Annotated in this window: 24 protein-coding genes; 9 read left to right on the top strand and 15 right to left on the bottom strand. The window is 61.0% G+C overall.

Annotated features, from left to right (window positions below; all coding sequences use genetic code 11):
- Positions 1 to 16 precede the first annotated feature (16 nt).
- From surE to QQF73_RS12975, 6 genes are all read right to left on the bottom strand, one after another.
- Positions 17 to 796, bottom strand: coding sequence for a 5'/3'-nucleotidase SurE (gene surE, locus QQF73_RS13000; protein WP_219867669.1), 780 nt, complete (start codon positions 794 to 796; stop codon positions 17 to 19).
- Positions 793 to 1,857, bottom strand: a complete 1,065-nt coding sequence (locus QQF73_RS12995) for a phosphotransferase (protein ID WP_219867668.1) — start codon at positions 1,855 to 1,857, stop codon at positions 793 to 795. The genes surE and QQF73_RS12995 overlap by 4 nt, the downstream gene beginning before the upstream one ends.
- Before the next feature lie 169 nt (positions 1,858 to 2,026).
- Complete coding sequence (locus tag QQF73_RS12990; protein WP_219867667.1) at positions 2,027 to 2,794, bottom strand: SDR family NAD(P)-dependent oxidoreductase; 768 nt, start codon at positions 2,792 to 2,794, stop codon at positions 2,027 to 2,029.
- Positions 2,795 to 2,851: 57 nt separating this feature from the next.
- A complete protein-coding gene (locus QQF73_RS12985; RefSeq protein WP_219867666.1) occupies positions 2,852 to 4,054 on the bottom strand; it encodes an acyl-CoA dehydrogenase family protein in 1,203 nt (400 codons plus the stop codon).
- A 32-nt stretch (positions 4,055 to 4,086) separates the two neighbouring features.
- Complete coding sequence (locus QQF73_RS12980; protein WP_285368464.1) at positions 4,087 to 4,527, bottom strand: PaaI family thioesterase; 441 nt, start codon at positions 4,525 to 4,527, stop codon at positions 4,087 to 4,089.
- Positions 4,527 to 5,321, bottom strand: a complete 795-nt coding sequence (locus tag QQF73_RS12975; protein WP_219867664.1) for an SDR family NAD(P)-dependent oxidoreductase — start codon at positions 5,319 to 5,321, stop codon at positions 4,527 to 4,529. Before QQF73_RS12975 ends, QQF73_RS12980 begins: the two co-directional genes overlap by 1 nt.
- 145 nt (positions 5,322 to 5,466) lie before the next feature.
- On the opposite strand from QQF73_RS12975, the gene QQF73_RS12970 reads away from it, so the two are divergent.
- Positions 5,467 to 7,068 (top strand): class I adenylate-forming enzyme family protein, encoded by a 1,602-nt coding sequence (locus QQF73_RS12970; RefSeq protein ID WP_285368462.1) that lies wholly within the window; start codon positions 5,467 to 5,469, stop codon positions 7,066 to 7,068.
- Positions 7,069 to 7,071: 3 nt separating this feature from the next.
- Here the strand turns inward: QQF73_RS12970 and QQF73_RS12965 are convergent, their stop codons facing one another.
- Positions 7,072 to 7,812 carry an enoyl-CoA hydratase/isomerase family protein gene (locus QQF73_RS12965; protein WP_219867662.1) on the bottom strand — a complete coding sequence of 247 codons (741 nt, stop codon included), beginning with the start codon at positions 7,810 to 7,812 and terminating at the stop codon, positions 7,072 to 7,074.
- A gap of 163 nt (positions 7,813 to 7,975) precedes the next feature.
- Between QQF73_RS12965 and dctP the strand changes: the two genes are divergently transcribed.
- The 4 genes from dctP to QQF73_RS12945 all read left to right on the top strand — a co-directional run bounded on the left by dctP (position 7,976) and on the right by QQF73_RS12945 (position 11,678).
- A complete protein-coding gene (dctP, locus tag QQF73_RS12960; protein WP_219867661.1) occupies positions 7,976 to 9,022 on the top strand; it encodes a TRAP transporter substrate-binding protein DctP in 1,047 nt (348 codons plus the stop codon).
- Positions 9,023 to 9,112: 90 nt separating this feature from the next.
- Positions 9,113 to 9,658 (top strand): TRAP transporter small permease subunit, encoded by a 546-nt coding sequence (locus QQF73_RS12955; protein ID WP_219867660.1) that lies wholly within the window; start codon positions 9,113 to 9,115, stop codon positions 9,656 to 9,658.
- Entirely contained in the window at positions 9,655 to 10,965 is a 1,311-nt protein-coding gene (locus QQF73_RS12950; protein WP_219867659.1) for a TRAP transporter large permease, read from the top strand. The genes QQF73_RS12955 and QQF73_RS12950 overlap by 4 nt, the downstream gene beginning before the upstream one ends.
- 116 nt (positions 10,966 to 11,081) lie before the next feature.
- Entirely contained in the window at positions 11,082 to 11,678 is a 597-nt protein-coding gene (locus tag QQF73_RS12945) for a hypothetical protein (RefSeq protein WP_219867658.1), read from the top strand.
- A gap of 69 nt (positions 11,679 to 11,747) precedes the next feature.
- Here the strand turns inward: QQF73_RS12945 and QQF73_RS12940 are convergent, their stop codons facing one another.
- Positions 11,748 to 13,145 carry a sodium-dependent transporter gene (locus QQF73_RS12940; protein WP_219867657.1) on the bottom strand — a complete coding sequence of 466 codons (1,398 nt, stop codon included), beginning with the start codon at positions 13,143 to 13,145 and terminating at the stop codon, positions 11,748 to 11,750.
- Between the two features lie 377 nt (positions 13,146 to 13,522).
- The gene (locus tag QQF73_RS12935) at positions 13,523 to 14,395 is read right to left on the bottom strand and encodes a carboxylate/amino acid/amine transporter (protein WP_219867656.1); all 873 of its coding nucleotides are present in this window, start codon (positions 14,393 to 14,395) and stop codon (positions 13,523 to 13,525) included.
- A 188-nt stretch (positions 14,396 to 14,583) separates the two neighbouring features.
- Between QQF73_RS12935 and QQF73_RS12930 the strand changes: the two genes are divergently transcribed.
- Positions 14,584 to 15,981, top strand: a complete 1,398-nt coding sequence (locus tag QQF73_RS12930; protein ID WP_219867655.1) for an MATE family efflux transporter — start codon at positions 14,584 to 14,586, stop codon at positions 15,979 to 15,981.
- Here the strand turns inward: QQF73_RS12930 and QQF73_RS12925 are convergent.
- Positions 15,911 to 16,939: a GGDEF domain-containing protein gene (locus QQF73_RS12925; RefSeq protein WP_219867654.1), complete on the bottom strand. Its 1,029-nt coding sequence runs from the start codon at positions 16,937 to 16,939 to the stop codon at positions 15,911 to 15,913. The genes QQF73_RS12930 and QQF73_RS12925 overlap by 71 nt on opposite strands.
- A 265-nt stretch (positions 16,940 to 17,204) precedes the next feature.
- Here QQF73_RS12925 and QQF73_RS12920 point away from each other — a divergent pair, with 265 nt between their 5' ends.
- A complete protein-coding gene (locus QQF73_RS12920) occupies positions 17,205 to 18,329 on the top strand; it encodes an HD-GYP domain-containing protein (protein WP_285368461.1) in 1,125 nt (374 codons plus the stop codon).
- An 18-nt stretch (positions 18,330 to 18,347) separates the two neighbouring features.
- On the opposite strand, the gene fghA is transcribed toward QQF73_RS12920, so the two are convergent.
- Together fghA and QQF73_RS12910 are read right to left on the bottom strand one after the other, a co-directional pair.
- On the bottom strand, positions 18,348 to 19,193 hold the full coding sequence (gene fghA / locus QQF73_RS12915; RefSeq protein ID WP_219867652.1) for an S-formylglutathione hydrolase: 846 nt from the start codon (positions 19,191 to 19,193) through the stop codon (positions 18,348 to 18,350).
- Positions 19,194 to 19,221: 28 nt separating this feature from the next.
- Complete coding sequence (locus tag QQF73_RS12910; RefSeq protein ID WP_218636300.1) at positions 19,222 to 19,653, bottom strand: CBS domain-containing protein; 432 nt, start codon at positions 19,651 to 19,653, stop codon at positions 19,222 to 19,224.
- A 189-nt stretch (positions 19,654 to 19,842) separates the two neighbouring features.
- Here QQF73_RS12910 and QQF73_RS12905 point away from each other — a divergent pair, with 189 nt between their 5' ends.
- The gene (locus tag QQF73_RS12905; RefSeq protein WP_219867651.1) at positions 19,843 to 21,207 is read left to right on the top strand and encodes an alanine/glycine:cation symporter family protein; all 1,365 of its coding nucleotides are present in this window, start codon (positions 19,843 to 19,845) and stop codon (positions 21,205 to 21,207) included.
- A 119-nt stretch (positions 21,208 to 21,326) separates the two neighbouring features.
- Positions 21,327 to 21,980, top strand: coding sequence for a peroxiredoxin (locus tag QQF73_RS12900; protein ID WP_219867650.1), 654 nt, complete (start codon positions 21,327 to 21,329; stop codon positions 21,978 to 21,980).
- A 100-nt stretch (positions 21,981 to 22,080) separates the two neighbouring features.
- Here QQF73_RS12900 and QQF73_RS12895 read toward each other — a convergent pair whose 3' ends face one another.
- Genes QQF73_RS12895 through QQF73_RS12885 form a run of 3 tightly spaced genes read right to left on the bottom strand, consistent with a single transcriptional unit; the run spans position 22,081 to position 24,568 of the window.
- The gene (locus QQF73_RS12895) at positions 22,081 to 22,863 is read right to left on the bottom strand and encodes a MetQ/NlpA family ABC transporter substrate-binding protein (protein ID WP_285368460.1); all 783 of its coding nucleotides are present in this window, start codon (positions 22,861 to 22,863) and stop codon (positions 22,081 to 22,083) included.
- A 20-nt stretch (positions 22,864 to 22,883) separates the two neighbouring features.
- Positions 22,884 to 23,561 (bottom strand): methionine ABC transporter permease, encoded by a 678-nt coding sequence (locus QQF73_RS12890; protein WP_219867648.1) that lies wholly within the window; start codon positions 23,559 to 23,561, stop codon positions 22,884 to 22,886.
- Positions 23,561 to 24,568, bottom strand: a complete 1,008-nt coding sequence (locus tag QQF73_RS12885; RefSeq protein ID WP_219867647.1) for a methionine ABC transporter ATP-binding protein — start codon at positions 24,566 to 24,568, stop codon at positions 23,561 to 23,563. The genes QQF73_RS12890 and QQF73_RS12885 overlap by 1 nt, the downstream gene beginning before the upstream one ends.
- Between the last annotated feature and the right edge of the window lie 36 nt (positions 24,569 to 24,604).

The following is a 24,604-nucleotide window of genomic DNA, read 5'->3' as shown; positions in this document are numbered from 1 at the left end:
GTTCTCCAGGTTTTAATCAGTCAGCCGCCAATGCGGACAGATCGAATTCGTTGACGCCCCCGGGCAGGGGGTCTTCGTGTCGTAGGGGGGTAATGGCGATGGCCTGGTTCCGCAGCACGGTCACGTCGGCGTCCGGCGCAACGATGTGGCGGGAGTTGCGATCAAAGCCGAGCCACCAGTAGGGCAGGCTCCGGGCGTCCCGTCCGGCCATGAGCCGGGCGCGCTGAATGGAGCCGGTGGACTGGCGGCACCAGTGAGCCCGGGTAATAGCGGTGGCCTCGCAGGCGGGGAAATTGACGTTCCAGGCCCGCACCTGGTCCGGCTGAAAGAGTTTGCGGACAACGGCCTCGCCAAAACGCCGGACCGGGTCCCACTGGATACCCTCGCGGGACAGAAACGCCTGACTCAGGGCGATGGCCGGAATGTCCATGTGCACGGCACTGAGCACCGCACCGACCGTGCCGGAGTACTGCACCGAATCACTGATATTGGCCCCGCAGTTGACGCCGGAAAGCACCAGGTCCGGTGGACTCTCCTCGAACCACTTGGCCAGGGAATAGAGCACACAATCCGCCGGGGTGCCGGACACCGCAAAGCGCCTCGGACCGGTTTCGTAAACCCGCAGCGGATCGTGGATGGAGATGCTCTGGCCGGCGCCACTGCGATCATGCTCCGGCGCCACCACCCAGACCTCTTCGGCCAGGTTGTTGGCAATGGCCTCCAACACCGCCAGCCCGGGGGCGTTGATGCCGTCGTCGTTGGTGATCAGGATGCGTTGAACGATGGGACCCGTCATGACTTTGCTCCTTCGCTGGCGATCTTCCAGCCCACCTGAGCGAGCAGGCTGGCGCGTTTACCGACGTCCAGGGCGTTGGCATTGGCGGCGTTACCATCCAGGGCACGCTTGTAGACACCTTGCAGGATGGCGGCCAGACGGAACAGCGAGAACGCCAGATACACATGCCAGTCATCAATGCCGTCACGTCCGGTCCGGGCGCAGTATCGGGCGATGGTTTCCTGTTCGTTGGGAATCCCCAGCGCCTCCAGGTCCTCCCCTTGCAGCCCTCGCATGCCTTCCAAATCCGATGGCAGGTAATAAGGCAGGCAGTAATAGGCCAGATCCGCCAGTGGATGCCCCAGGGTGGACAGTTCCCAGTCCAGGATGGCGATCACCTCGGGCTTATCCGGCGCCAGCATCAGGTTGCCAAACCGGTAATCCCCATGGGCGATGGCGCACTCGTCGCTGGACGGCAGGTTCTCCGGCAGCCACGCCATCAGTTTGTCCATGGCTGGCATGTCATCGGTCTTGGAGGCCAGGTATTGCTTGGTCCAGCGCGACACCTGCCGGGCCACGTAACCCTCGGGCCGGCCAAAATCACCGAGGCCGACGGCGTTGACATCCACCGAATGCAGCTTTGCCAGAGTGTCGATGGCGGAGAGGTGGGCCGGCAGTCGTTCATGACGGTCCAGCGCCCGAAGGGCCGAATGGCTGACAATCCGGCCTTCCATGTAGTCCATGACGTAGAACGGGGTACCAATGACATCGCTGTTCTCACACAGCACCCGAACCTTTGGCACTGGCACGGTGGTATGCTCCGACAGAGCACGCATTACCTTGTACTCGCGCTCGACCATGTGGGCGGAGGGCAAGGTTTTCCCGGGCGGTTTCTTGCGCAGGACATAACGGCCACTGTCGGTGTCCAGCAGGAACGTGGGGTTGGACTGACCGCCCTGAAATTGTTTGACGTCCAGTCGGTTACCAATCTCTGGCAACTCTTTTTGCAGCCAAACCAACAGCCTGGACTCGTCGAACTTGTGTGCTGGCAGAACGTCCACCAACTCCGGCTCAATACTCATCGTCTCAGCCTTCTTTAACTCTTTGTGTACCGCAGCCCGCAACGGTTTCAGCGGACGGCGGGTGGGTTGCCTTTCTGCAGGGAACAAAGGTGTCTGAGCGCAGCGAGTTCTTTTTTCCGGAAGAAAGGCAACCCACTCGCCGGCCCACCGCCACTCACAAGGACCTGCCTCAACAAATGGTTTCCCCACCATCGGCGACGATCACCTGACCAGTGATATAGGCACTGGCCTTGGTGGACAAAAACACCGCCAGCCCGGCGATGTCGACCGGATCGCCGATTCTTCGAAGCGGAGTCTTGTCTTCCGCGCGCTTAACCCGGACAGGGTCTTCCCAGAGCGCCTTGGCGAAGTCGGTCTTGATCAGGCCGGGGGCGATGCTGTTGATGCGGACGCCTTTCGGGCCCCACTCAACCGCAAGGTTCCGGGCCAGCGCCGCTTCCGCGGCCTTGGACACGCCGTAGGTACCGATGGTGGTGTTGCCCCGGATACCGGCGATACTGGACAGCAGTACCACGGCGCCTTCGCCTTTCTCAGCCATCTGCGGCAGCACCATGTTGGTGAGCCAGAAGGTCCCCTTGACGTTGGTGTCCATGATCTTGTCCCAGGCCTCGTCGGTCATTTCGGACGTCGGGCCGTAGACCGGGTTGGTGGCTGCGTTGCACACCAGTACGTCGATGGCACCCCAGGTTGCGTTGGTTTTCTCGACCAGGTTCTGAAGGTCTTCTTTCTTACCGACATGGCAGGGAATGGCGAGAGCCTCGAAGCCCTGCTCCTTCAGCTCGTTGGCCACCTGCTCGCAGGCGTCGGCCTTGCGGCTGGAGATGACGACTTTCGCGCCCAGGCGCGCCATTTCTTCCGCAATGGAACGGCCAATACCCTTGGTGGAGCCGGTAATCAGGGCAACCTTGCCGGTCATGTCAAAAAGCGGGTTGTTCATAACAAGATCCTCATACTCAAAACTCGCGACACACGTGAACAGCGGCCATGATTCAAATCAGCGGTACTGGCGAAGTTCCAGCTTGGCCACCGAATCCAGGTGTACCTCGTCCGGCCCGTCCGCCAGCCGCAACGTCCGCACCTTGGCCCAGGCCGCTGCCAGGAAGGTGTCCTGACTGACACCGGCACCGCCGTGCACCTGGATGGCCCGGTCGATTACCTTCAGCGCCATGCTCGGGGCAATCACCTTGATCATGGCAATCTCCTGGCGGGCCACCTTGTTGCCCACGGTGTCCATCATGTGGGCCGCCTTCAGGGTCATCAGGCGGGCCTGTTCAATCTCGATGCGGCTGCGGGCGATGTCCTTGCGAATGGAATCAAAGCTCGACAGCGGCTTGCCGAAAGCTTCGCGTTCGTTGGCGCGCTTGCACATCAGCTCCAGCGCCCGCTCGGCCACGCCGATGGTGCGCATGCAATGGTGGATGCGGCCCGGCCCGAGACGGCCCTGGGCGATCTCGAAACCCCGCCCTTCTCCCAGCAACATGTTGCTGGCCGGCACGCGGACGTTCTCATAATGGATCTCGGCATGGCCGTGAGGCGCGTGGTCGTAGCCGAACACCGTCAGCGGCCGGATCATCTTCACGCCAGGCGCGTCCAGCGGCACCAGGATCATCGACTGCTGCTTGTGCTTTTCCGCCGTCGGGTCGGTCTTGCCCATGACAATGGCGATCTTGCTGGTGGTCGTCATGGCACCGGAGGACCACCATTTCTTGCCGTTGATCACGTACTCATCGCCCTCGCGGCGGATCTCGCAGGCAACGTTGGTGGCGTCGGAGGACGCGACATCCGGCTCGGTCATGGAGAAACAGGAGCGGATCTCGCCGGCCAGCAGGGGTTTCAGCCACTGTTCCTGCTGCTCGGCGTTGCCATAGCGGGCGATGGTTTCCATGTTGCCGGTGTCCGGCGCTGAGCAGTTGAACACTTCCGGTGCCATTTCCGAACGCCCCATGATTTCGCACAGGTGGGCGTATTCGAAGTTGGTCAGGCCGGCGCCGTACTCGCTCTCCGGCAGGAACAGGTTCCACAGGCCCTCGGCCCTGGCCTTGACCTTCAGTTCCTCGATGATCGGCACCGGCGCCCAGCGGTTCTCGGCCTGCTCGACCTGTTCATGGTGCTTGTGCTCGTTCGGATAGATGTGCGCATCCATGAACTCGTTCAACTGCGCCTGCAGTTTTTTTGCCTTGTCAGACAGCTCAAACATGTCCGCTTCCTCTTGTTGGTCTTGTCAAAAATTCAGATCGGGACGCCTTCCGGCTTGTCGCTGCCAGACCGGATCCGGAAGGTGCCTTCGGCAATGGCCAGCAGGTTGCCCTGGTCATCGTGGACTTCACCGGTGCTGTTGAAAATCCGGGTACCACCGGCACGCTTGCGGCCAGTCACGCGGATGGTTCCGCCCGAACACTGGCCGGTGAACGTGGTGGTCAGAGACAGGGTGATGGCCTTGCGCATTCGACCGGGATAGGGGCAATAGGTGCCGGCCTGTGCCATGGCGATGTCCAGCAGCGAGGTCAGCACGCCACCGTGAATCACACCGGCGAGGTTCAGGTGCCTGGGCTGGAGTTCCAGCGCAATGACCGCCTCGCCCTCGACCCATTCCGCCTGTTGATAACCCAGCAGGCTGTGGAAGCCCGACAGCTCGGCGCCATGGAGGAACTCGGAATCGTGATCGCCCATCAGACTTTCATCCCCGGCAGGTTAAGTGAAGCGGTGTTGCCACCATCCACCGCCAATGCCTGGCCGGTGATATAACTGGCATCGTCACTGGCCAGAAACAGGATGGCGGCCGCAATTTCCTCGGGGTCGCCGTAGCGACGCAGTTCGCAGCGGGAGCCCAGCTTGTGGGCTTTCTCGTTGGCGCGAGCGTAATCGAATACCGCCCGGGTCATGCCACTTTCGACCAGGCCCGGGCAGACCGCGTTCACCCTGACATTGTCGCTGCCCAAATCGCAGGCCGCGGTCATGGTGAGGTTGATCACACCTGCCTTGGAGGCACTGTAGGCGTTGCCGCCGGCGCCGGAACGAATACCTGCCACCGACGCCGTATTGACGATCGAACCCAGCTTGCGGGCCTGCATGTGCGGCGCCACGTGCTTGATCAGGAGCATGGTACCCACCAGGTTTACCGACAGGACCTTGTCCCACTCCTCGCGCAGGTTACCGGTGACCGGCGGATGCTTGCCTGTGGTGCTGGCGATGCCGGCGATGTTGCACAGGACATCAATCTTGCCGAAGCTCGCCAGGGTTTCCTCGACCAGGGCTTCCACTTCGGCTTCGTTGGCCACGTCCACCACACGGCGCAGGTGCTTCGAGCCCTCGGGCATACTGTTTTCCGTTTCAACCAGTCCCGATTCGGAGGTATCCGCCATCACCACCCGGGCCCCCTCACGGGCCAGGCGCAGGGCCGTCGCCCGGCCGATACCGCTGCCGGCACCGGTTACGATGGCAGTCCGGTTTTCAAAACGCGCCATGCCACTTGCTCCTTATGTTTCTGGATTCTTGTTGTCCCGGCGGCTATTACTGTCGCAATAATTTGTCACGCCTTCCGGTTTTGAGTCAATATATTCGAAAGATAGTTTCACTAGTCAAAACACCATAGCACCGGAGCGTCGCAAAATGAAAAACAACATGCAATCGATGCCCGTCTTCGCACCCGTGGAGGCCGGCGAACCCCTGAACCCCATCGGACACCAGATCCAGCAGCACGCCAGTCAACGGGCAGACCAGCCGGCAATCATCGACGAGGAGGGGACCGTCAGCTGGGGCGCCCTGATTGACCGGGTCAACCGGATTGCCAACCGCCTCCGGGAGGCCGGCCTGGAACCGGGCGAGGCCGTCGCTGCCGTGTCCGAAAACAGTGCAGACTACGTCGCGCTGTACCTGGGCACCCTGGTTGCCGGTGGGTGCATGGTGCCGCTGTCCGGCATGGCCAGTGCAAACGCGCTGGCCCTGATGCTGGAGGACTGTGAAGCGCGCTTCCTGTTTGTGTCGCCGAAAAATGCCGAGCTGCTGTCAACGTTGCGGTCGCAACTGACAACCCTGGACGACAGCCGCATCCTCGCGCTCCGGGGAAACGGGGACGGAATCGGTGCCTGTCTGCCGGACTGGCTTGACGGCGTTTCTGCCATCCCCGCACCAGCCGCCGTCACCCTCGATGCCCCCTTCAACATTATTTACAGCTCCGGCACCACCGGCACGCCCAAGGGGATCCTGCACGACTACCGTTTTCGCCAGCGCCAGATCCTGCGCATGAGCCGGTTCGGTCTGGACGGCGATGCCATCAACCTGGTTTCCACCCCGCTGTACTCGAACACCACCCTGGTGTCGGTTTTGCCGACCCTCTTCTACGGCGGCACCCTGGTCCTGATGGCGAAATTCAACGCGCATCGGTTCCTGGAGCTGTCGGAGCAGCACCGGGTCACCCACGCCATGCTGGTCCCGGTCCAGTATCAGCGCATCCTGGCGGAACCGGATTTCGACCGGTTTGACCTGTCCAGCTACAGCTTGAAGCTCTGCACCAGTGCGCCCTTACGGGCCGAGGTAATCGCCGACGCCATGGCGCGCTGGCCCGGTAACATCCGGGAAGTCTATGGCCTGACCGAGGGCGGCATTTCCACCTGTCTGGACTGTGCCGCCCATCCGGACAAGTGGGAGTCGGTAGGAACGCCCACCGAAGGCGCCGAGGTACGAGTGATTGACGAGGCCGGCCGGGAACTGGGGCAGGGCGAGATTGGCGAGATTGTCGGGCGCGCCATCTCGATGATGCGCGGCTATATCAACCGGCCCGAACAGACGGAGGAGATGCTGTGGACCAGCCCGGAAGGCGAGATTTTCTACCGCAGCGGCGACATGGGACGCATTGACGAGGACGGCTTCGTCTACATTCTTGACCGTCGCAAGGACATGATCATTTCCGGGGGGTTCAACATCTACGCGGTGGATCTGGAGAAAGTGCTCCTGGCCCATCCGGCCGTGGCTGATGCCGCAGTAATCGGGATTCCCAGCGAGCACTGGGGCGAGACACCGCTGGGGCTGGTGGTAAGGCGCCCCGGGTACACCGACAGCGTGGCCGACATTCTCGACTGGGCCAATGAACGGCTGGGCAAGTCCCAGCGCCTGGCCACCCTTGAATTCCGGAACGACCTGCCGCGTTCAACCATCGGCAAAGTGCTCAAGCGGGAGCTGCGCGCGCCCTACTGGGACAGGCACGCACACTGACAGTCAGCGCCGGCCCAGTCGGGCCAGTGCCGCCCGGCAGTCGTCCGACCGGAGCCGCTCGGTAAACACCGTCCGCTCCCGCTCCAGCGCTTCCTTGATCTGTTCCCGCCAGGGCGCGCGCATCAGTTGCTTGCTGGCCCGCAAGGCGTCCCGCGGCTTGCCGGCCAGCCGCCGGGCCAGCGCGAGCGCCTCGTGCACGGCGCAGCCATCATCCACCACCTTGCTGACCAGTCCGCACTCCCGGGCCTCGTCACCGTTGAGCACCTCACCGAGCAATAACAGGTCCGCCGCCCGTCGGGCCCCCAGGTGCAGCGGCATGGTCACCGTCGAGGCCGCCTCCGGCACCAGGCCCAGATCGACGAATGCGGTCTTGAAGGTTGCACTCCGGGCCGAGATTACCGAATCGCAATGCAGCAGCATGGTGGTACCGATACCGATGGCCAGGCCTTCAACGGCGGCGATCACCGGGGTATCGCAATTCATCAGGGTTTCGATAAAGGCCAGTCCCGCCGAGGGCCTGGGGTTGTCATCGGTGGCGCGGGCGCGGAAATCATCCAGATCGTTGCCGGCGGTAAACACCGCTCCGGCCCCGGAAACGACAATGGCACTGACCTGCTCATCCTCGTTGGCAACGCTCACCGCGCGGGCCAGGGCCTCGTACATGCTCCGGGTCAGCGCGTTTTTCTTTTCCGGACGGTTAATCACGAGGTGGAGAACACCGTCGGCCTGCTGAACGTCGATCATTGGGCTATCCTTCTGACACAGTTTTCGGTTGTGGTGCCCAAACATCCTATTGCAAACGACCGATCTTGTGATAGATTCAGAGAACACAAATTCACCATGCAGTTAACAGTTCTGCACAGTGAAACACCAAGAGACATCATTACAACAACGAATGAGGCCCCTCATGACTCTTTTTGCACATGCCCGCAAAACCCTGACCGTTTACGCGTCGGCCCTGACCCTGGGGATTTCGGCCGCCCTGAGTGCCGGCCCGGCCGCTGCCCAGGAAACCTACACCTGGAAGGTCCAGTCACACTGGCCGGGTTCCAGCAGCTCCTATACCGACAGCCTCGAACGACTGCAGCGGGTTCTGGACGAGCGCACCGATGGACGTCTGCAGCTGAAGCTCTATGAGGCCGGCGCCCTGTTCAAGGCCAAGGAGACCTTCAACGCCGTCAGCCGTGGCATTCTCGAAATGGGCACCATCTCCCCGGCCTACGCCCAGGACAAGATATCGCTCGCCGGCATTGCCTCCGGCCTGCCGTTCGCATTCCGCAATGTCTGGGAAGCCGCTTACTTCCACCAGAACCTGGGCTTCGAGCAAATGCTTCGGGACGAAGCTGCCGAGCATGGTGTCTACTGGGCCACCGACAAGGTATACCCGACCGAGATGGTGGTGAAGAAGCCGATCACCAGCTGGGACGATTTCACCAGCCTGAAGATCCGTTCTTCCGGCGCACTGCAGACCTTCCTGACCGAAGCAGGTGCGGCCGCTTCCTATATACCGGGCGGTGAGCTCTACACCGCGCTGGATTCCGGCATTGTCGACGGCGCCCATTGGGGTGCGTCCCAGGGTGCCTTCAGCATGGGTCTTTACGAAGTCGCCAAGTACCACGTGCAGCCCGCCCTCAACATCGCCGGCACCGACGCGATCATTGTCAGCCAGAAAGCGCTCGACAAGCTGCCGGAAGACATGCAGAAAATCGTCAAGGACACACTGCAGGAGCAGTTCTGGATCCGCACCAACGAGTACCAGTATAAGGAACGCATCACCCTGGCCAAGGCGATTGCCGAGCAGGGTGTCGAGGTGAATGTCCTGCCGGACGAGGTCCAGAACAAGCTGGTGCAAACCGCCCAGAAAATGTGGGACGAGGAAGCCAAACGCAGCGACAACGCCAAGAAGGCGCTGGCCATGCTGAAAGACTACCTGGCCGAGCTGGGTTACCTGTAAGCCCCGCATACCAGGCACAAACCAGGCCGGAGCATCGCGTCTCCGGCTTTTTTGCCTCCGATAAAAATCACCGTCCTTCTGGAGAAAGCCATGGGTGTGTTGACCGCATTCATGAGAGGGGTCACCCGTCTCAATGATTTCGTCGGGCGATGGATAGCCCTCCTCATTTTCGCCATGTTCGCGTTTCTGTTGCTGGAGGTTGGCTTTCGCTACCTGCTCAACTCGCCCACGGTCTGGACCAACGAGCTGACCCAGATGCTGTTCGGAATCTACGCGGTGATGTCCGGCGGTTACATCATGGCCCATCGCGGGCACGTGAACGTCGACCTGCTGCATTCCCACCTGGCGCCGCGCAAACGGGCGCTCATGGATATGTTCACATCACTGGTGTTCTTCATTTTTACCCTGGCCCTGCTGTGGTTCGGGGTCGACATGGCCCAGGAATCCATGTCCAGCTGGGAAACCTCCTACTCGGCCTGGAATCCGCCGATCTGGCCGGTGAAGCTCGCCATCCCCCTGGGCACCGGCCTGCTGGTCCTGCAGGGGCTGGTCAAGCTGCTGGAAGACATAGCCGTAGCGTTCGACCTGGATTACTACACGCCGGACGCGGGTGATTCCGAAGGAGAACAGCTGTGAGCATTGAAGTCCTGACCCTGCTGTTCTTTGGCGCCCTGCTGTTTTTCCTGCTGCTGGGACTGCCACTGGCATTCGTGCTTGGTGGCGTCTCCGTGGTGTTCCTGTATTTCACCTGGGGCTTTGACTCCTTCTATATGGTGGCCTCCCAGATCTGGGGCACCATGGGCAGCTTTACGCTGGTGGCAATCCCGCTGTTCGTGTTCATGGCCATGGTGCTGGAACGCACTGGGGTAGCCCGGGACCTGTATCGCATGATGCACCTCTGGTGCGGCGGCCTCCGGGGCGGATTGGCGCTGGGTACCCTGATTATCTGCGCGGTGTTTGCCGCCATGGTGGGCATCAGTGGCGCGGCCGTGGTGGCCATGGGCACGATCGCCCTGCCATCGATGCTGGAGCGCGGCTATGACCGCAGCATGGCCCTGGGCGTGATCAACACCGGCGGTGGCTGGGGCATCCTGATACCGCCCAGCATCCTGATGATCCTGTACGCCCTGATCACCGGTGTGTCGGTCGGCCAGATGTTCGCCGCCGGCATCATGCCCGGAATACTGCTGATGGTGCTCACCGCCATCTATATCCTGGTCCGCTGCCACCTGCAGCCGGAACTGGCACCCGCACTGCCGGAAGAGGAACGCGCGAGCTGGCCGGAGAAATTGCGCGCCCTGCGGGCCGTTCTCCTGCCAATCGGCGTGGTGATCATGGTCCTTGGCTCCATCATCGGCGGCATCACCACACCGACCGAAGCGGCTGCCATGGGCGTACTCGGGGCGCTGATTTCCGCCGCGGTTTACCGCCAGTTCAAGTGGAGCGTGATGCAGGAAGCGGCCATCCGCACCTTCAAGCTCACCGGCATGATCATGTGGATTCTGTTCGCCGCCCATGCGTTCAGTGCGGCCTATCAGAGCATGGGCGCGCAGGAACTGATTGAAAGCCTGATGAACATGATTCCTGGCGGGCCCTGGGGGATCATTATCGCGATGATGGTGATCGTGTTCCTGCTGGCCATGGTTCTGGATCCGGTCGGCATCATGCTGATCACCCTGCCGGTGTTCATGCCCATCGTGGAGAACCTGGGCTTCGATCCGATCTGGTTCGGCATCCTGTTCGTGATCAACATGGAAATCGGCTACATGACACCGCCGTTCGGATTCAACCTGTTTTACCTGAAAGGCATCGTGCCGCCCGGCATCACCATGACCGACATCTACAAGTCGATCATTCCGTTCGTCATCGTGGAAATCGTCGGGCTTGGACTGATCATGGTGTTCCCGGAGATCGCGACTTGGTTACCAGATCTGTTCTTCTGACGGTCTGAATCTGCCACCCCGGCCCCCTGTGGGTGGCAGATTTCCGAACTACGCATTACTCTCAGATCACGGCCCCGGACTCAAGGAACCGGGGCCGATCAACAAGGAGAGTACCCATGATTCAACCCTACCCCGACCACCAGAACCCGCTGGCCCACCTGCTGACCCCGTTACTGATTGCTGTTCTGGCCCTGGCTTCCCTGCCTGCCCAGGCCCGCGACCTGACAGAACAGACCATCCGCTCGTTCGTTGACACCATGAAAGCCGCGGAGTCCCTGGAACCCGAGTTCGAAGCACTCGCCGATGAGATGGCCACCGACCAGGAATCCGAGATGCCGGATTTCGCCCACATCTTTTCCGACACCCTGTCCTCGATGGAAGGCCAGCCGGCCTATGGACGCCTGGAAGATATTGCCCAGGACCACGGCTTCAGCGATCTTGAGGAATGGGGCGCCACGGGTGACCGGATCTACCGCGCGTGGATGGCGATTGAACTGGAACGGCAAAACCCGGAGGCCCGGCAGGAAATGGCTTCGGCCCTGGCGGAGATCGAGAACAGCCCCCACCTGACCGAGGCCCAGAAAGCGCAGATGCGGGCCATGATGGAGAACGCCATGAGAGCCATGGAGAGCGCCAAGGATGCGCCTCAGGAAGACGTTGAAGCGGTCCGCCCGCACCTCGATATCCTGAGGTCGTTCTCGCAGCCCGAGTAGGCCTCCCGGCACAAAAAAACCCGGCTCACGAGGAGCCGGGTTTTCGGTCTGACGACAATTGCCGCCGGATCAGGCCATCAGGTTATAGGCAAACACGATGACGACCGCAACCGGGGTGACGAAGCGGATCAGGTTGTACCAGAGGGTGAACGCGCCTCCTTCCAGAGCCAGGTCCAGCTTCAGGGACTCCCTGGCCACAAACCAGCCGACAAAGACCGCGGTCAGCAAGCCTGACAGTGGCAGCATGATATTGGCAGTCACATAGTCGAGCAGATCGAAGATGGTCTTGCCGTCAAACCGCTCAAACATACCCAGCGGTGCAAAGTCCGACCAGACGTTCAGCGAAAGGATCGAGGCGATGCCCAGCGCCCAGCACAACACCCCCACCAGAATGGCACTAGCGGAACGACCCAGGCTGCTTCTCTCTTCCACCCACTCGACCACGGGTTCCAGCAGGGAAATGCCGGACGTCCAGGCGGCGAACAGCAGCAGAACAAAGAACAGGGTGCCGAAGAGACCGCCCAGGGGCATGTTGCCGAATGCCAGCGGCAGGGTCTGGAAAATCAGTCCAGGACCCGCACCGGCTTCCAGGCCGTTGGCAAACACCACCGGGAAAATCGCCAGCCCGGCCAGCAATGCCACCACCGTGTCCATGATCGCCACGCTGATCGCGGTACGGGCGATGGAAACATCCCGGCCCAGGTAGGACCCGTAGGCCATCATGATCGCCATGCCCAGACTCAGGGTGAAAAAGGCATGTCCCAGGGCAATCAGCACACCACTGATCGACAGGGCACCGAAGTCCGGGGTGAACAGGAAGCTGACGGCTTCACCGAAATGGCCGGTGGTGGTGGCGTAACCTACCGCAGCCAGCAGCAGAATGAACAGGGCCGGCATCAGGATCGTGGCGGCTCGTTCCAGGCCACCCTTGAGGCCTCGGGAAACCACCAGAACCACCAGAGCCATGAAGATGGTGTGCCAGATCAGTAACTGGACGGGGCTCGCCAGCAAACCGCCGAACAGATCACCGATGGATTCCGCGGTACCCCCGGTGAAGTCGCCCATGGCCGCGTGCTCAATGTAGGACGCCGACCAGCCACCGATCACCGAATAGAACGACAGAATGACGAACGCGGCGATCATGCCGACAATCGCCGAGGCCCGCCACAGAGGCGATTTCAGGTTGCGCTCGGCCACCAGACGCATGCTGGTGATCGGGTTGTGCCGGCCGTTACGACCAATGAAGACTTCCGCCATCATGATCGGAATACCGATCACGGCGATACACAGCAGGTACACCAGTACGAAGGCACCGCCACCGTTCTCACCGGTTACGTAGGGGAACTTCCAGATATTGCCGAGGCCGACGGCAGAACCGGTTGCGGCCAGGATGAAGGCCAACCGGGATGACCAGAGACCGCGAGAAGCCGCTGCGCCATTGCCCGAAGCCGAAGTGGACTGAGTCATGATTGCTTCCTGTGCGTGTGGCTGAGGAATAGAAAACGACGACGAACGCCCGGGCCATGCCCGGACTGTTGGAGCGCGATTCTGCCAGCACTGGCGGCGCGATTCCAGCGTCGGCACGGCATCGGACGGAAGGTGCCCGACGCCGTGCCGGAGCACGAAAAGCTAACTAGCCGTTTTTGCTGATAAAGCGTGCCACCAGATCTTTCAGGCCCCGGGACATGTCACTGAGGTGGTCGCTGCTCTTTGATTCGGATCTGAAAACGAAACGACGGACCGCAGGTAACCATGCCCATGCTACCCATTGTAGTTATCAGGCACGATCCTGTAATCCGGTCGATATCGGCAAGACCGTCAAAGACCTTAGTACGAGCAAATACCTACGCTGTTGCCACGAGGCGGGCGCGGGGATGGAAGCGGGCGTTGACCCACAGCGAAAAGGCGATCACGCCGCCTCCGATGGCCAGGCGCATCAGATCGGCATCCCGGTTCCAGATCAGCAGGTTGACGAGCAAACCGGCGGGCACCAGCGCGTTGTTCATGATCGCCAGGGTACCGGCGTCCACATAGCAGGCACCCCGGTTCCACAGGAACAGGCCAAGCCCCGAAGCGGCCAGGCCCAGCCAGGCCAGAATGCCCCATTGCAGGGAGGTGGACGGCAGGCGCTCGGCATTGCCGAAAATCAGGAACGACGGCAGCGCAATGAGCAACGCACCGATAAAGAAATAGCCAAAGGTGCGGAACGCGGGCAGCTCCAGGGGATAGTGCCGCATGATGTGCTTGTACCCCACCTGACCGGCAGCAAAGGTGAAGTTCGCGACCTGCAACAACAGGAAACCGGTGATGAAATCCTCGCTGAGCCCGTCGTAACGAATGATGCCCGCGCCCAGGGTCGCGATGCCCGCGGCCACCAGTGCGACCGGTGAAAAGCGCCGGAACAGGGCATCATCGATCAGCGTCACGTAAAGCGGTGTGAAGATGGTAAACAGCAGGACTTCCGGCACCGTCAGATAACCGAACGACCGGTACAGGCAGAGGTAGGTGATTCCGAACTGCAGCATGCCGGTCACCAGGATGCCCAGTTTCATGCCGGAGGGTACACCCCGCCAACGGGTAAATGGCAGGAACACCAGGGCACCCAGCAGGACCCGGCTGAGTACCGCGAAATCACTGTCCACCTGGCCGGCCAGAAACTCGCCGATCAGGCTGAACGAGAATGCCCACAGAACCGTAACAAAAACCAGTAATCCCATCGTGACAGCCACCCTTGAAAACCGAGGCGCGTACTTTACCCGTTTTGCGCGGAATTTTCAGGCGGGGACAGGGCCAGACGCAGAAACCCCGATGCCCGCACCCGGCACGAATGGGTTACCATGCCTACCCTGCCTGCTCGTGGCAGGGAACGCCAATATCATGAACGGACACCCGGACCTGCCACGCTATGGACGAAACCCACCAGCCCCTACCGGAACCCCGCCAGCCGCTGGTGCACCAGACCCTGGGCGAATGGCGAACCCTGGCGATGCTCGGCGGCCCCATCCTGATTGCCCAGGTTGCGCAGATGGCCAACGGCGTGATCGATACTGTTATGGCCGGCCATGCCAGCGCCGAGGACCTGGCGGCCGTGGGCATTGGCAGCAGCCTGTGGATGCCACTGTTCCTGTTCTTCATGGGGCTGCTCGGAGCCCTGCAGCCGATCATCTCCGGCTACAACGGCGCCCGAACGCTGGACCGGATCATGCCGGCCACCTGGCAGGGGTTGTACCTGGCGGCCGCCGGGTCGGTGGTAATGATCCTCTTGCTGACCCACGTGCACCCGGTGCTGGCCCTGCTGAACCTGGAAGTCCACACCGCCGGCATTACCCAGGGCTACCTGGATGCCTTTGCCTGGGGCGTGCCCGCCATGCTGATGATGACCGCCCTGCGGGGGCTGACCGACGGACTTGGCCATACCCGGGTGATCATGGCCTTCTCCGTCCTGAGCACCCTGATCAACCTGCCGCTCAACTACATTTTCATCTACGGCAAGCTGGGGCTACCGGCAATGGGCGGCATTGGCTGCGGCTGGGCCACCTCCCTGTCCAACGGCGTCGCCGCCGTTGCACTGCTGGTGTACCTCAATCGCAGCGCCGCCTATCGCCGGTTCCACCTGCTCGCCGATTGGGTAAAACCGGAGCTGGCCGGCCTGGTCTATATCCTGAAGCTCGGTGTGCCCATCGGCTTCACGATTTTTGTCGAAGCCAGCATGTTTTCGGTCATTGCCCTGTTTCTGGCACCTCTGGGACCGGTCGTCGTCGCCGGCCACCAGATCGCCCTGAACGTGGTGTCGCTGCTGTTCATGCTGCCCCTGAGCATTGGCATGGCGCTGACCTTGCGAGTGAGTTTTCTCATGGGCGCCGGCACACCCGACACCGCCCGGCTGATTTCCCGCAGCTCTTTGATCCTGGCGGCAGCCACCGCACTGGTCTTCGCCGTGCTGCTCTGGGTATTTACCGAGGGCATCGCGGCGCTATACACCAGCGAAGTCGAGGTGCAACAGGTCACCATCCGGCTGCTCCTGTTTGCTGCCCTGTTCCAGATTGCGGACGTAATCCAGGTGACCTGCATCAGTGCCCTGCGGGGTTACAAGGACACCCGGACCCCCATGTTCATCATGCTGTTTTCGTTCTGGGGCCTGGGGCTGCCGCTGGGCTATCTGCTCACCTTTACCGACGTGATCCGGCCAGCAATGGGAGCTGCCGGCTTCTGGGTGGGGCTGACCGGAGGGCTTACGTCAGCGAGCATTCTTCTTGGCTGGAGGCTGTTTCGCTTTGCTCCGGGTCCGGATCCGCATAAATGATGCAATCGCGACCGGAGGCTTTTGCCTGGTACAGGGCGGCGTCGGCGCGGGCCAGCCAACTATCGACACTCTCTCCGTGCGCGAGCTGGGCGACACCGAACGACGCGGTGACCGGGCCGCCGGGGTGTTTGAGGTGTTTCCGGAGAATCTGTTGCAGATTGTTCAATGCCGTTTTCAGCCCGGCGCCATGGGTACCCGGTAACAACAGCACGAACTCTTCACCGCCGTAGCGAAACAGGTGATCCGTTCGCCGGGTGTTCTGCCGGGTCAGGGCGACCATATCCACAAGCACTTCATCACCGACGCTGTGACCGTACTCGTCGTTGATTTTCTTGAAGTGATCGAGATCCAGCAGGGCCACCGCGTAGGGCAGGCCAGTGCGGTCGGCACTGGCGACCGCGAGAGCCAGTTCCTGATCCATGGAACGCCGGTTGCGGACACCGGTCAGCGGGTCAATGGTGGCCAGGTGCTCCAGTCGTTCACGCTGGCTTTCATTCCGGTGGGCAAAAACGTAGGCACAGGCACTGACGACCACCGCGCCCGCCGCGAACGACCACATCTGAACCGCCGACCGGAAGATATCGACCTGGACCATCAGGGCAAGGATGGCGCCGATGTTGATGATGATGGCCAGACGCGGACGCGCCAGAAAGAAACTGGTGACCAGACAGGGAAATACCCAGAACAGACCCGGCTCGCCGGTTACTGCCCCCACCACCACAGCACTGGAGGAGGTCATCACCGCCAGGAACAGCCCACTGCGTTCAGTTCGGCCGGTCAGCCAGGCGTAGGTTACGCTGACGATAATCCCCGCCAGGATAGTGACGTCGACCAGCGCGGCCAGAAGATTGCCCTGCACGAATCGAAATACCGCAAACGGTGTTATGCCCAGAATGGCACTGGCACCGAGCAGCGTGATAATCGAGAGGCGGAAATCCGTCTTGAGGCGGTAAAACATCAGGTATGAGAACCGATGATAGGGTTGTTTAGCTCGGTAGCTTAGCTCAAGGCTCGGGAAGGTTCCCTATGCCAGCACGAGATTTTACAAATCGGTGACGCACCGTCACAAAACGTGAACCACTGCTCAGTCCTTAAACCCGCTGCCGCCCTTTGCACTGGCAAATCGGGCAAAAGAAGCCTCCTGCATCAAGGAGATATAGAGGCCGAAGCCCGTTCGGGGGTACACTCGTACACTGTTAACTCTGTCAACAGGACACTCGATCTTGCGCAATCTTGTCCGAATCGCACCCGGCGCTCTTGAGCTGGGCCGCCCCCTGCCGTGGAACGTCTACGACGCCGACGGCAACGTATTGCTGCGCCAGGGCTACGTGATTCAGACCAATTCCCAGCTGGAACAACTGTTCGAGCGAGGCCGGTTCGAGCCGAGGAAGATCGAACGTCCCCACGAGGAGATCTTCGAGGATGCTCGCGAACGAAATCCGTTTGCCGATTATCCCGACCTGCTTCATGCGCTGGAAACCACGCTCAACGCCATAACAGAAGGCGATCCCTCAGCCCAGAAGCAGCTGATGGGACTTTCGCGGATGATTGAACGGACCTGCTCCGAGGCGCCCGATGCCAGCCTTGCACTGGTTCACCTCTATTCCATCGGCCCGAACATCCTCGAACAAACGCTGTTCTATGCCATCCTCAGCCAGTTCGTCGCGCGCCAGTTCGGACTGGAGGAAAAACGCATCAGCGTGCTCACCGCCGCTGCTCTTACCGCCAACCTCGCGCTGGTGCCGGTTGCCGATCAACTGAATGCCTCCAACAAGTTGTTGACCGACGATCAACGCAACGTGATTCAGAAACATCCGCAACGCAGCATCCAGGCCCTCCAGGCTGCCGGCATCAATAACAAGCTGATGAATACCATTATTGCCCAGCATCACGAACAGGCGGATGGCTCCGGCTATCCGCAGGGATTGAGCGGCAGCGACATACGCCCGGAAGCGGAAATTCTGGCACTGTCCGAGCGTTACGTGGCCATGATTACCAAACGGGCCTATCGCGCCCGTATGAACGTGGCGGACGCCCGCCGGCTCATCGCCACGCTCGGCGACGGCAAGTTCCGCCCAGCCATTCCCAGGGCGCTGCTTCAGGTATTGGGGGACTATCCGCCCGGCATCCTGGTGAGGCTCGACAACAATGAAGTGGGAGTGGTTACCAGCCGACCGCTCCGCGCCCGCGGCCCGTTCGTGCAGGCCATCTTCGGCCCCCGTGGCAATCGCTACAATGGCACCTTTGAACGGGACACCAGCCTTCTGGAGTTCAATATTCGGGCTCTCGAAGAGCCCGAAATCATGCCCTCGATGGATTTCAGTCGAATCTGGGGCTTCCGGACCTGAATCCGCGCCGCCCCCTGATCAGCGAAGCCCCAGAGCCTCGGCGTGGTAGACGAGATGATCGTCGATAAACGAGGCGATGAAGAAATAGCTGTGGTCGTAGCCGCGATGCATACGGAGATTGATGTGATGATGGAAGGTCTCGCAGGCCTCCGCGAGGGCATCCGGGTTGAGCTGGGTGTCCAGAAAGTCATCCGCGGTTCCCTGGTCAATCAGCAGCGGTAACCGTTCCCGCGCCGTTGGAATCAGCAGGGTGGCGTCCCACTCCTCCCAGGCTTTCACATCCTCCCCAAGGTACCCCGAAAACGCTTTCCTGCCCCAGGGGCACTCGGTTGGATTGGCTATCGGCGCGAAGGCTGAGACCGAGGCGTAGCGACCCGGGTTTTTCAGGGCCGCAATCAAGGCACCATGCCCGCCCATGGAGTGGCCGCTGACGGATCGCTGGTCAGTCACCGGCAGCTCGTTCTCAACCAGCTGTGGCAGTTCCTTGACCACGTAATCGTACATCCGGTAATGGGGCGCCCAGGGTTGTTGCGTGGCGTTGATGTAAAACCCGGCGCCGGTGCCGAAGTCGTATTCGTCATCCTCTCCGGGGAGATTGAGGCCGCGAGGGCTGGTGTCGGGGCAGACGATGGCGAGGCCCAGCTCCGCCGCCCGTTTCATGGCCCCGGCCTTCTGCATGAAGTTCTGGTCGGTGCAGGTCAGACCTGAAAGCCAGTACAGCACTGGTACTTTGCGCGTTTCCCGAGCCACCGCCCGCGGCGGCAGGAACACCGCAAATTCCATGTCGCATTCCAGCGTCGCTGAGTGGTGCCGGTAACGACGGTGCTCGCCGTCGAAACAGAGATTGGTGGATAGGAGTTCCATAGCATCCTCGGCTTGGAGAAAGTTGGTATCAGTCGTCAGCACTGACGAACTTGGGCAGCTCGATTCCGCAACCCGCCCGCGCCAGTTCCGCCAGAATAGCCGTACGCGTCACAATACCAATCAGTTTGCCATGATCCACAACCGGGAAAACTTTGGGCTTGCCGGCCCCGAGGTTCTGGGCGAGATCCACAACGGCCATCTCCGGCGAGATCGTGACCGGCTCGCGGAACATCACGTCGTCAACAATGGGATCCCCCTCACAGTGGTAACTGCTGACCAACAGGGAATGGATGCAATCCTGTTCCGACACAAAGCCCAGTACGTGCCGCTGATCGTCGACGACGGGCAACCCAGTCACATGGTTCTGGAGAAGGGTTTTCACCACTCGAGTCAACGGCGTGCCACACCGAACGGGTTCAATGTGATTCCACATGACATCAGAGACTTTCAGTGAGCGCATGGACAGGTCTCCTCCCGCTGAATCTGATTGCAGTGGCTCCCAGATGGAGCCCCTTTCTATAACCATAGGCAATGCAACACAGAAAGGAAAACAGAAAAAGTCCTCAACCGTTTACAGATCAAAATTATCACTTAAACTCATTCGGTTAAGCCCCACAAGGGCACCCATTGCTAACTACGGGAGATCCCCATGGAAGCCATATCCTCGCTCGTCGGACAAATCAATTCACTGGTGTGGGGTCCGCCCATGCTGGTTCTCATCCTCGGGGTCGGGCTGTTTCTGAGTCTCGGCCTGAAGTTGATGCCCATCCTGAAACTGGGTGCCGGCTTCCGGCTGATGTGGCAGGGCCGCAAAGCCGCCGGTGCCGAAACCGAGGGCGAGATACCGCCGTTTCAGGCATTGATGACTGCCCTCTCAGCCACGGTGGGCACCGGTAACATCGCCGGCGTGGCCACTGCTGTATTCCTGGGCGGTCCCGGCGCCCTGTTCTGGATGTGGCTGACGGCCCTGGTCGGGATGGCGACCAAATACTCGGAGGCCGTCTTGGCCGTGCGTTTCCGTGAGGTGGACGAGCGCGGCGCCCACGTCGGTGGCCCGATGTACTATATCCGCAACGGGTTGGGCGCCAAATGGGCCTGGCTGGGTGTGCTGTTTGCCGTATTCGCGGCCATCGCGGCTTTCGGGATCGGCAATACCGTCCAGGCGAACTCGGTGGCCGACGTGATGGAAGCGAGCTTCGACATACCCCACTGGGTGACCGGTCTGATTCTGATGGTTCTGGTGGGCGCGGTGCTGATCGGCGGTATCCGCCGGATCGGGCACGTTGCCAGTGCCCTGGTGCCGCTGATGGCGCTGTCCTACCTGATCGCCGGGCTGCTGGTGCTGGCCATCAACGCCGCCGACATCCCGGCGGCCCTGGGGCTGATATTTGAACACGCCTTCAGCCCCATCGCAGCCGAAGGCGGCTTTGCCGGCGCCGCCGTCTGGGCCGCCATCCGATTTGGTGTGGCGCGCGGTATTTTCTCCAACGAAGCCGGTCTCGGGTCGGCCCCCATCGCCCACGCGGCCGCCCAGACCAAGAACCCCATCAACCAGGGCATGGTGGCCATGCTGGGCACCTTCATCGATACCATTGTCATCTGCACCATCACCGGGCTGGTGATCATTACCTCCGGCACCTGGACCGCCGGCGTGTCCGGCGCCGAGCTGACCTCCATGGCCTTTGCCGAGGCCCTGCCAGGCGTCGGTAACTACCTGGTGGCCATCGCCCTGGCGGTCTTCGCGTTCACCACAATTCTGGGCTGGTCCTTCTATGGTGAACGCTGCATCGAGTTCCTGTTTGGGGTAAAAGCCATTGTCCCGTACCGGGTCGCCTGGATCGCTGCCATACCCGTCGGCGCGACCCTGAAACTGGGCTTTGTCTGGCTGGTCGCGGACACCCTGAATGCCATGATGGCCCTGCCCAACCTGATCGCGCTGCTGTTGCTCAGCCCGGTGGTGTTCAGGCTGACCCGGGAGCACTTTGACCAGCAGAAAACCGTGGGCAACGTCTAGGGCCTTGTTTTCCGGCCCTACACGACCCACGTTTGTTGTATAGACTGAGTAAACATTCCGGCGGATACGCGGCCGGTCAACGAAAACTGCCGAAGCTTGCAGCAAAAGGAGAGTAGCTTATGAGTTTACGTCTTGGAGATACCGCACCGGATTTCGAGCAGGATTCAAGTGAAGGGAAAATCTCGTTCTACGACTGGCTTGGCGATAGCTGGGGCATCCTGTTCTCGCACCCGGCCGACTTCACACCGGTGTGCACCACCGAGCTGGGGCTGACTGCCAAGCTCAAGGACGAATTCGCCAAGCGCAACGTCAAGGCCATTGCCCTGAGCGTGGACCCGGTCGAATCCCACAAGGAGTGGATCCAGGATATCAATGAAACCCAGGGCTGCTCGGTCAACTTTCCGATCATTGCCGACCAGGACCGGAAGGTGTCCGAACTGTACGACATGATCCATCCCAATGCCGACAGCAGCATGACGGTTCGCTCCCTGTTTGTGATTGATCCCAACAAGAAGGTGCGCCTGATCATCACGTACCCGGCCAGCACCGGTCGCAACTTCAATGAGGTTTTGCGGGTAGTCGATTCCCTGCAACTCACCGACGATCACAAGGTTGCCACCCCCGGAAACTGGGAGCGCGGCGGCGATGTGGTGATTGTTCCGTCCCTGCAGGACGAAGACGAAATCAAACAGAGATTCCCGCAGGGCTACAAGGCGGTGAAGTCCTACCTGCGGATGACACCGGATCCCAAGGCCAACTGGAGTGGCGACTGATCACCGCACTCCATCACACCGATGGCCCAAAATAAAAAGGCCGGGCAGCGAAGCTGCCCGGCCTTTTTTATCCGTCGTTCCGGCCGTGGGCCGGCGCACTTCAGAACGCAGGAACCACAGCGCCCTCGTAATTTTCCTTGATGAACGCCCTGACCGAATCGGACGTCAGGGCGGCAGCCAGCTTCTGCATGGCTTCGCTGTCCTTGTTATCGGGACGGGCAACCAGAATGTTCACGTACGGGGAATCGGAACCTTCAATCACCAGCGCGTCCTCGGTCGGATTCAGACCGGCCTCAAGGGCATAGTTGGTGTTGATCAGCGCAACATCGACCTGGTTCAGGATCCGCGGCAGGGTCGCCGCTTCCAGTTCCTTGAAGTCCAGATTCTTCGGGTTCTCGGCAATGTCACGGGGCGTTGCCGTGATCTTGCTGGCATCCTTCAACGTGATCAGGCCGGCTTTCTGGAGCAGCAACAGGGCACGTCCGCCATTGGTGGGATCGTTCGGAATGGCGACAACCGCACCGTCTTCCAGTGCTTCCAGGGAATCGATCTTGCTGGAGTAGGCGCCGAACGGTTCTACGTGAACACCGGTTACTGTCACCAGATTGGTGCCACGCCCGGCATTGAACTCATCCAGATAGGGCTTGTGCTGGAAGAAGTTGGCGTCCATCCGTTTCTGGTCCACCTGGATGTTGGGCTGGATGTAGTCGGTGAATACCTTCACATCCAGTTCCACACCCTGTTCCGCCAGGGTCGGCTTCACAAATTCCAGGATTTCCGCGTGGGGAACCGGCGTCGCCGCTACCGAGAGCTCCTCGGCGGAGGCGGCGGCAGAAACAGTTACAGCGGCAGCCAGCGCCACCAGGGATTTCTTGAGATTCATTCTACGTTCTCCTGTTTGAATTATTTACGGCTGAAATAGAGCACCAGACGGTCACCGGCCATCTGCAGCACCTGAACGAAAATCACCAGCAAGGCCACGGTAATGACCATGACATCGGTCTGGAATCGTTGATATCCGAAGCGGATCGCCAGGTCACCCAGACCGCCACCGCCGATCACACCGGACATGGCGGCGTAGGAAACCAGGGTGATTGCGGTAACGGTAATACCGGCAATGATGCCCGGGAGGGCCTCTGGCAGCAGCGCGCCGAAGATGATCTGCTTGACGCTCGCGCCCATGGCCTGGGTCGCTTCGATGATGCCGCGATCCACCTCACGCAGCGAGGTTTCCACCAGCCGGGCAAAGAACGGCGCGCCGCCCGCCACCAGCGGTGGAATCGCGCCGGCAACGCCGAGGGAGGTGCCGATCAGCATCACCGTGAACGGAATCATCACAATCAGCAGGATGATAAAGGGCACCGACCGCAGCACGTTCACCACAAACGACAACACGGCATAGGCTACCGGCTGCTCCAGCAACTGGCGCTTGCCGAAAAGAAACAGCAACACACCGACGGGCAGGCCGATCAACACACTGAACAGCAGGGACATGCCCACCATGACCAGGGTGTCCCAGCTGGCCCAGCCGATTTCCGACCAGTCAACGTTGCTCAGTAAACCATCCATCAGGGCGTCCATCAGCGCAGCACCTCCACGTGAACGTCGGCGGCCTTAAGGGCGTTCATGGCGACCTCCAGATCGCCACCGACCAGCGACAGAGTCAGCTGCCCGTAGGGCGTATCCTTGATGTGATCGATCCGGCCGGACAGGATACTGAAATCCACGCCGGACTCCCGGGCCACGCTGCCCAGCAGCGGCTTGTAGGTAGCATCACCCTTGAAGGTGAGGCGCATGATACGGCCATCGGCCTTCTGCAGATCTTCCTGAAGCTCCTCACTGTCGATGCTTTCGCTTTCGAACACGAAATCCCGGGTGGTCGGATGCTGCGGATGCAGAAACACCTCACTGACCGGCCCCATTTCCACCACACGACCGGCGTCCATCACCGCTACCCGGTCGCATACCCGGCGCACCACATCCATTTCATGGGTAATCAGAACAATGGTCAGGCCCAGCTCACGGTTGATGTCCGCCAGCAGTTTCAGCACGGACTGGGTGGTTTGCGGGTCAAGAGCACTGGTGGCCTCGTCGCACAGCAGAATGGTCGGCCGGCAGGCCAGGGCTCGGGCAATCCCGACCCGCTGCTTCTGCCCGCCGGACAGCTGGGACGGGTACTTGTTGGCATGGTCAGTCAGGCTCACCCGGGCGAGCAGCTCCTCTACCCGGTCACGGATCTCGGATTTCGAGTAGATGCCGGCCAGTTTCATGGGAAAGGCGATGTTGTCCGCGACGGTCTTGGACGACAGCAGATTGAAGTGCTGGAAGATCATCCCGACCTTGCGCCGGAAGGCCCGCAACTCGGCGGCGTTATAATGGGTAATGTTTTCGTCGTCGATCAGAATCCGGCCATCGGTGGGCGGTTCCAGCAGGTTGATCAGACGCACCAGCGTGGATTTACCTGCGCCGGAGTGACCGACGATGCCAAACACCTCGCCGGTTTCAATGGTCATATCGGTGGGATGCAGCGCGGGGATCGCCCGGCCGCCTACCTGATACGACTTCTGTACCTGGTCAAATACAATCACGGTAGCGCCTTGTGGGTGCAGCGTTAAAACCGGCGA

The sequence above is a fragment of the Marinobacter albus genome (assembly GCF_030238305.1).
Classification (GTDB): Bacteria; Pseudomonadota; Gammaproteobacteria; order Pseudomonadales; family Oleiphilaceae; genus Marinobacter; species Marinobacter albus.
This window is presented reverse-complemented; position numbering and strand designations above follow the sequence as displayed.

Excerpts from the sequence above, each read along its gene's own strand:
- QQF73_RS12900 (WP_219867650.1), top strand. The coding sequence starts at position 21,327 with ATGAGTTTACGTCTTGGAGATACCGCACCGGATTTCGAGCAGGATTCA.
- QQF73_RS12975 (WP_219867664.1), bottom strand. The coding sequence starts at position 5,321 with ATGGCGCGTTTTGAAAACCGGACTGCCATCGTAACCGGTGCCGGCAGC.
- QQF73_RS12905 (WP_219867651.1), top strand. The coding sequence starts at position 19,843 with ATGGAAGCCATATCCTCGCTCGTCGGACAAATCAATTCACTGGTGTGG.
- QQF73_RS12890 (WP_219867648.1), bottom strand. The coding sequence starts at position 23,561 with ATGGACGCCCTGATGGATGGTTTACTGAGCAACGTTGACTGGTCGGAA.
- QQF73_RS12925 (WP_219867654.1), bottom strand. The coding sequence starts at position 16,939 with ATGTTTTACCGCCTCAAGACGGATTTCCGCCTCTCGATTATCACGCTG.
- QQF73_RS12945 (WP_219867658.1), top strand. The coding sequence starts at position 11,082 with ATGATTCAACCCTACCCCGACCACCAGAACCCGCTGGCCCACCTGCTG.
- QQF73_RS12995 (WP_219867668.1), bottom strand. The coding sequence starts at position 1,857 with ATGAGTATTGAGCCGGAGTTGGTGGACGTTCTGCCAGCACACAAGTTC.
- QQF73_RS12910 (WP_218636300.1), bottom strand. The coding sequence starts at position 19,653 with ATGCGCTCACTGAAAGTCTCTGATGTCATGTGGAATCACATTGAACCC.
- QQF73_RS12940 (WP_219867657.1), bottom strand. The coding sequence starts at position 13,145 with ATGACTCAGTCCACTTCGGCTTCGGGCAATGGCGCAGCGGCTTCTCGC.
- surE (WP_219867669.1), bottom strand. The coding sequence starts at position 796 with ATGACGGGTCCCATCGTTCAACGCATCCTGATCACCAACGACGACGGC.
- QQF73_RS12955 (WP_219867660.1), top strand. The coding sequence starts at position 9,113 with ATGGGTGTGTTGACCGCATTCATGAGAGGGGTCACCCGTCTCAATGAT.
- QQF73_RS12965 (WP_219867662.1), bottom strand. The coding sequence starts at position 7,812 with ATGATCGACGTTCAGCAGGCCGACGGTGTTCTCCACCTCGTGATTAAC.
- QQF73_RS12990 (WP_219867667.1), bottom strand. The coding sequence starts at position 2,794 with ATGAACAACCCGCTTTTTGACATGACCGGCAAGGTTGCCCTGATTACC.
- QQF73_RS12985 (WP_219867666.1), bottom strand. The coding sequence starts at position 4,054 with ATGTTTGAGCTGTCTGACAAGGCAAAAAAACTGCAGGCGCAGTTGAAC.
- dctP (WP_219867661.1), top strand. The coding sequence starts at position 7,976 with ATGACTCTTTTTGCACATGCCCGCAAAACCCTGACCGTTTACGCGTCG.
- QQF73_RS12930 (WP_219867655.1), top strand. The coding sequence starts at position 14,584 with ATGGACGAAACCCACCAGCCCCTACCGGAACCCCGCCAGCCGCTGGTG.
- QQF73_RS12935 (WP_219867656.1), bottom strand. The coding sequence starts at position 14,395 with ATGGGATTACTGGTTTTTGTTACGGTTCTGTGGGCATTCTCGTTCAGC.
- QQF73_RS12970 (WP_285368462.1), top strand. The coding sequence starts at position 5,467 with ATGAAAAACAACATGCAATCGATGCCCGTCTTCGCACCCGTGGAGGCC.
- fghA (WP_219867652.1), bottom strand. The coding sequence starts at position 19,193 with ATGGAACTCCTATCCACCAATCTCTGTTTCGACGGCGAGCACCGTCGT.
- QQF73_RS12980 (WP_285368464.1), bottom strand. The coding sequence starts at position 4,527 with ATGGGCGATCACGATTCCGAGTTCCTCCATGGCGCCGAGCTGTCGGGC.
- QQF73_RS12895 (WP_285368460.1), bottom strand. The coding sequence starts at position 22,863 with ATGAATCTCAAGAAATCCCTGGTGGCGCTGGCTGCCGCTGTAACTGTT.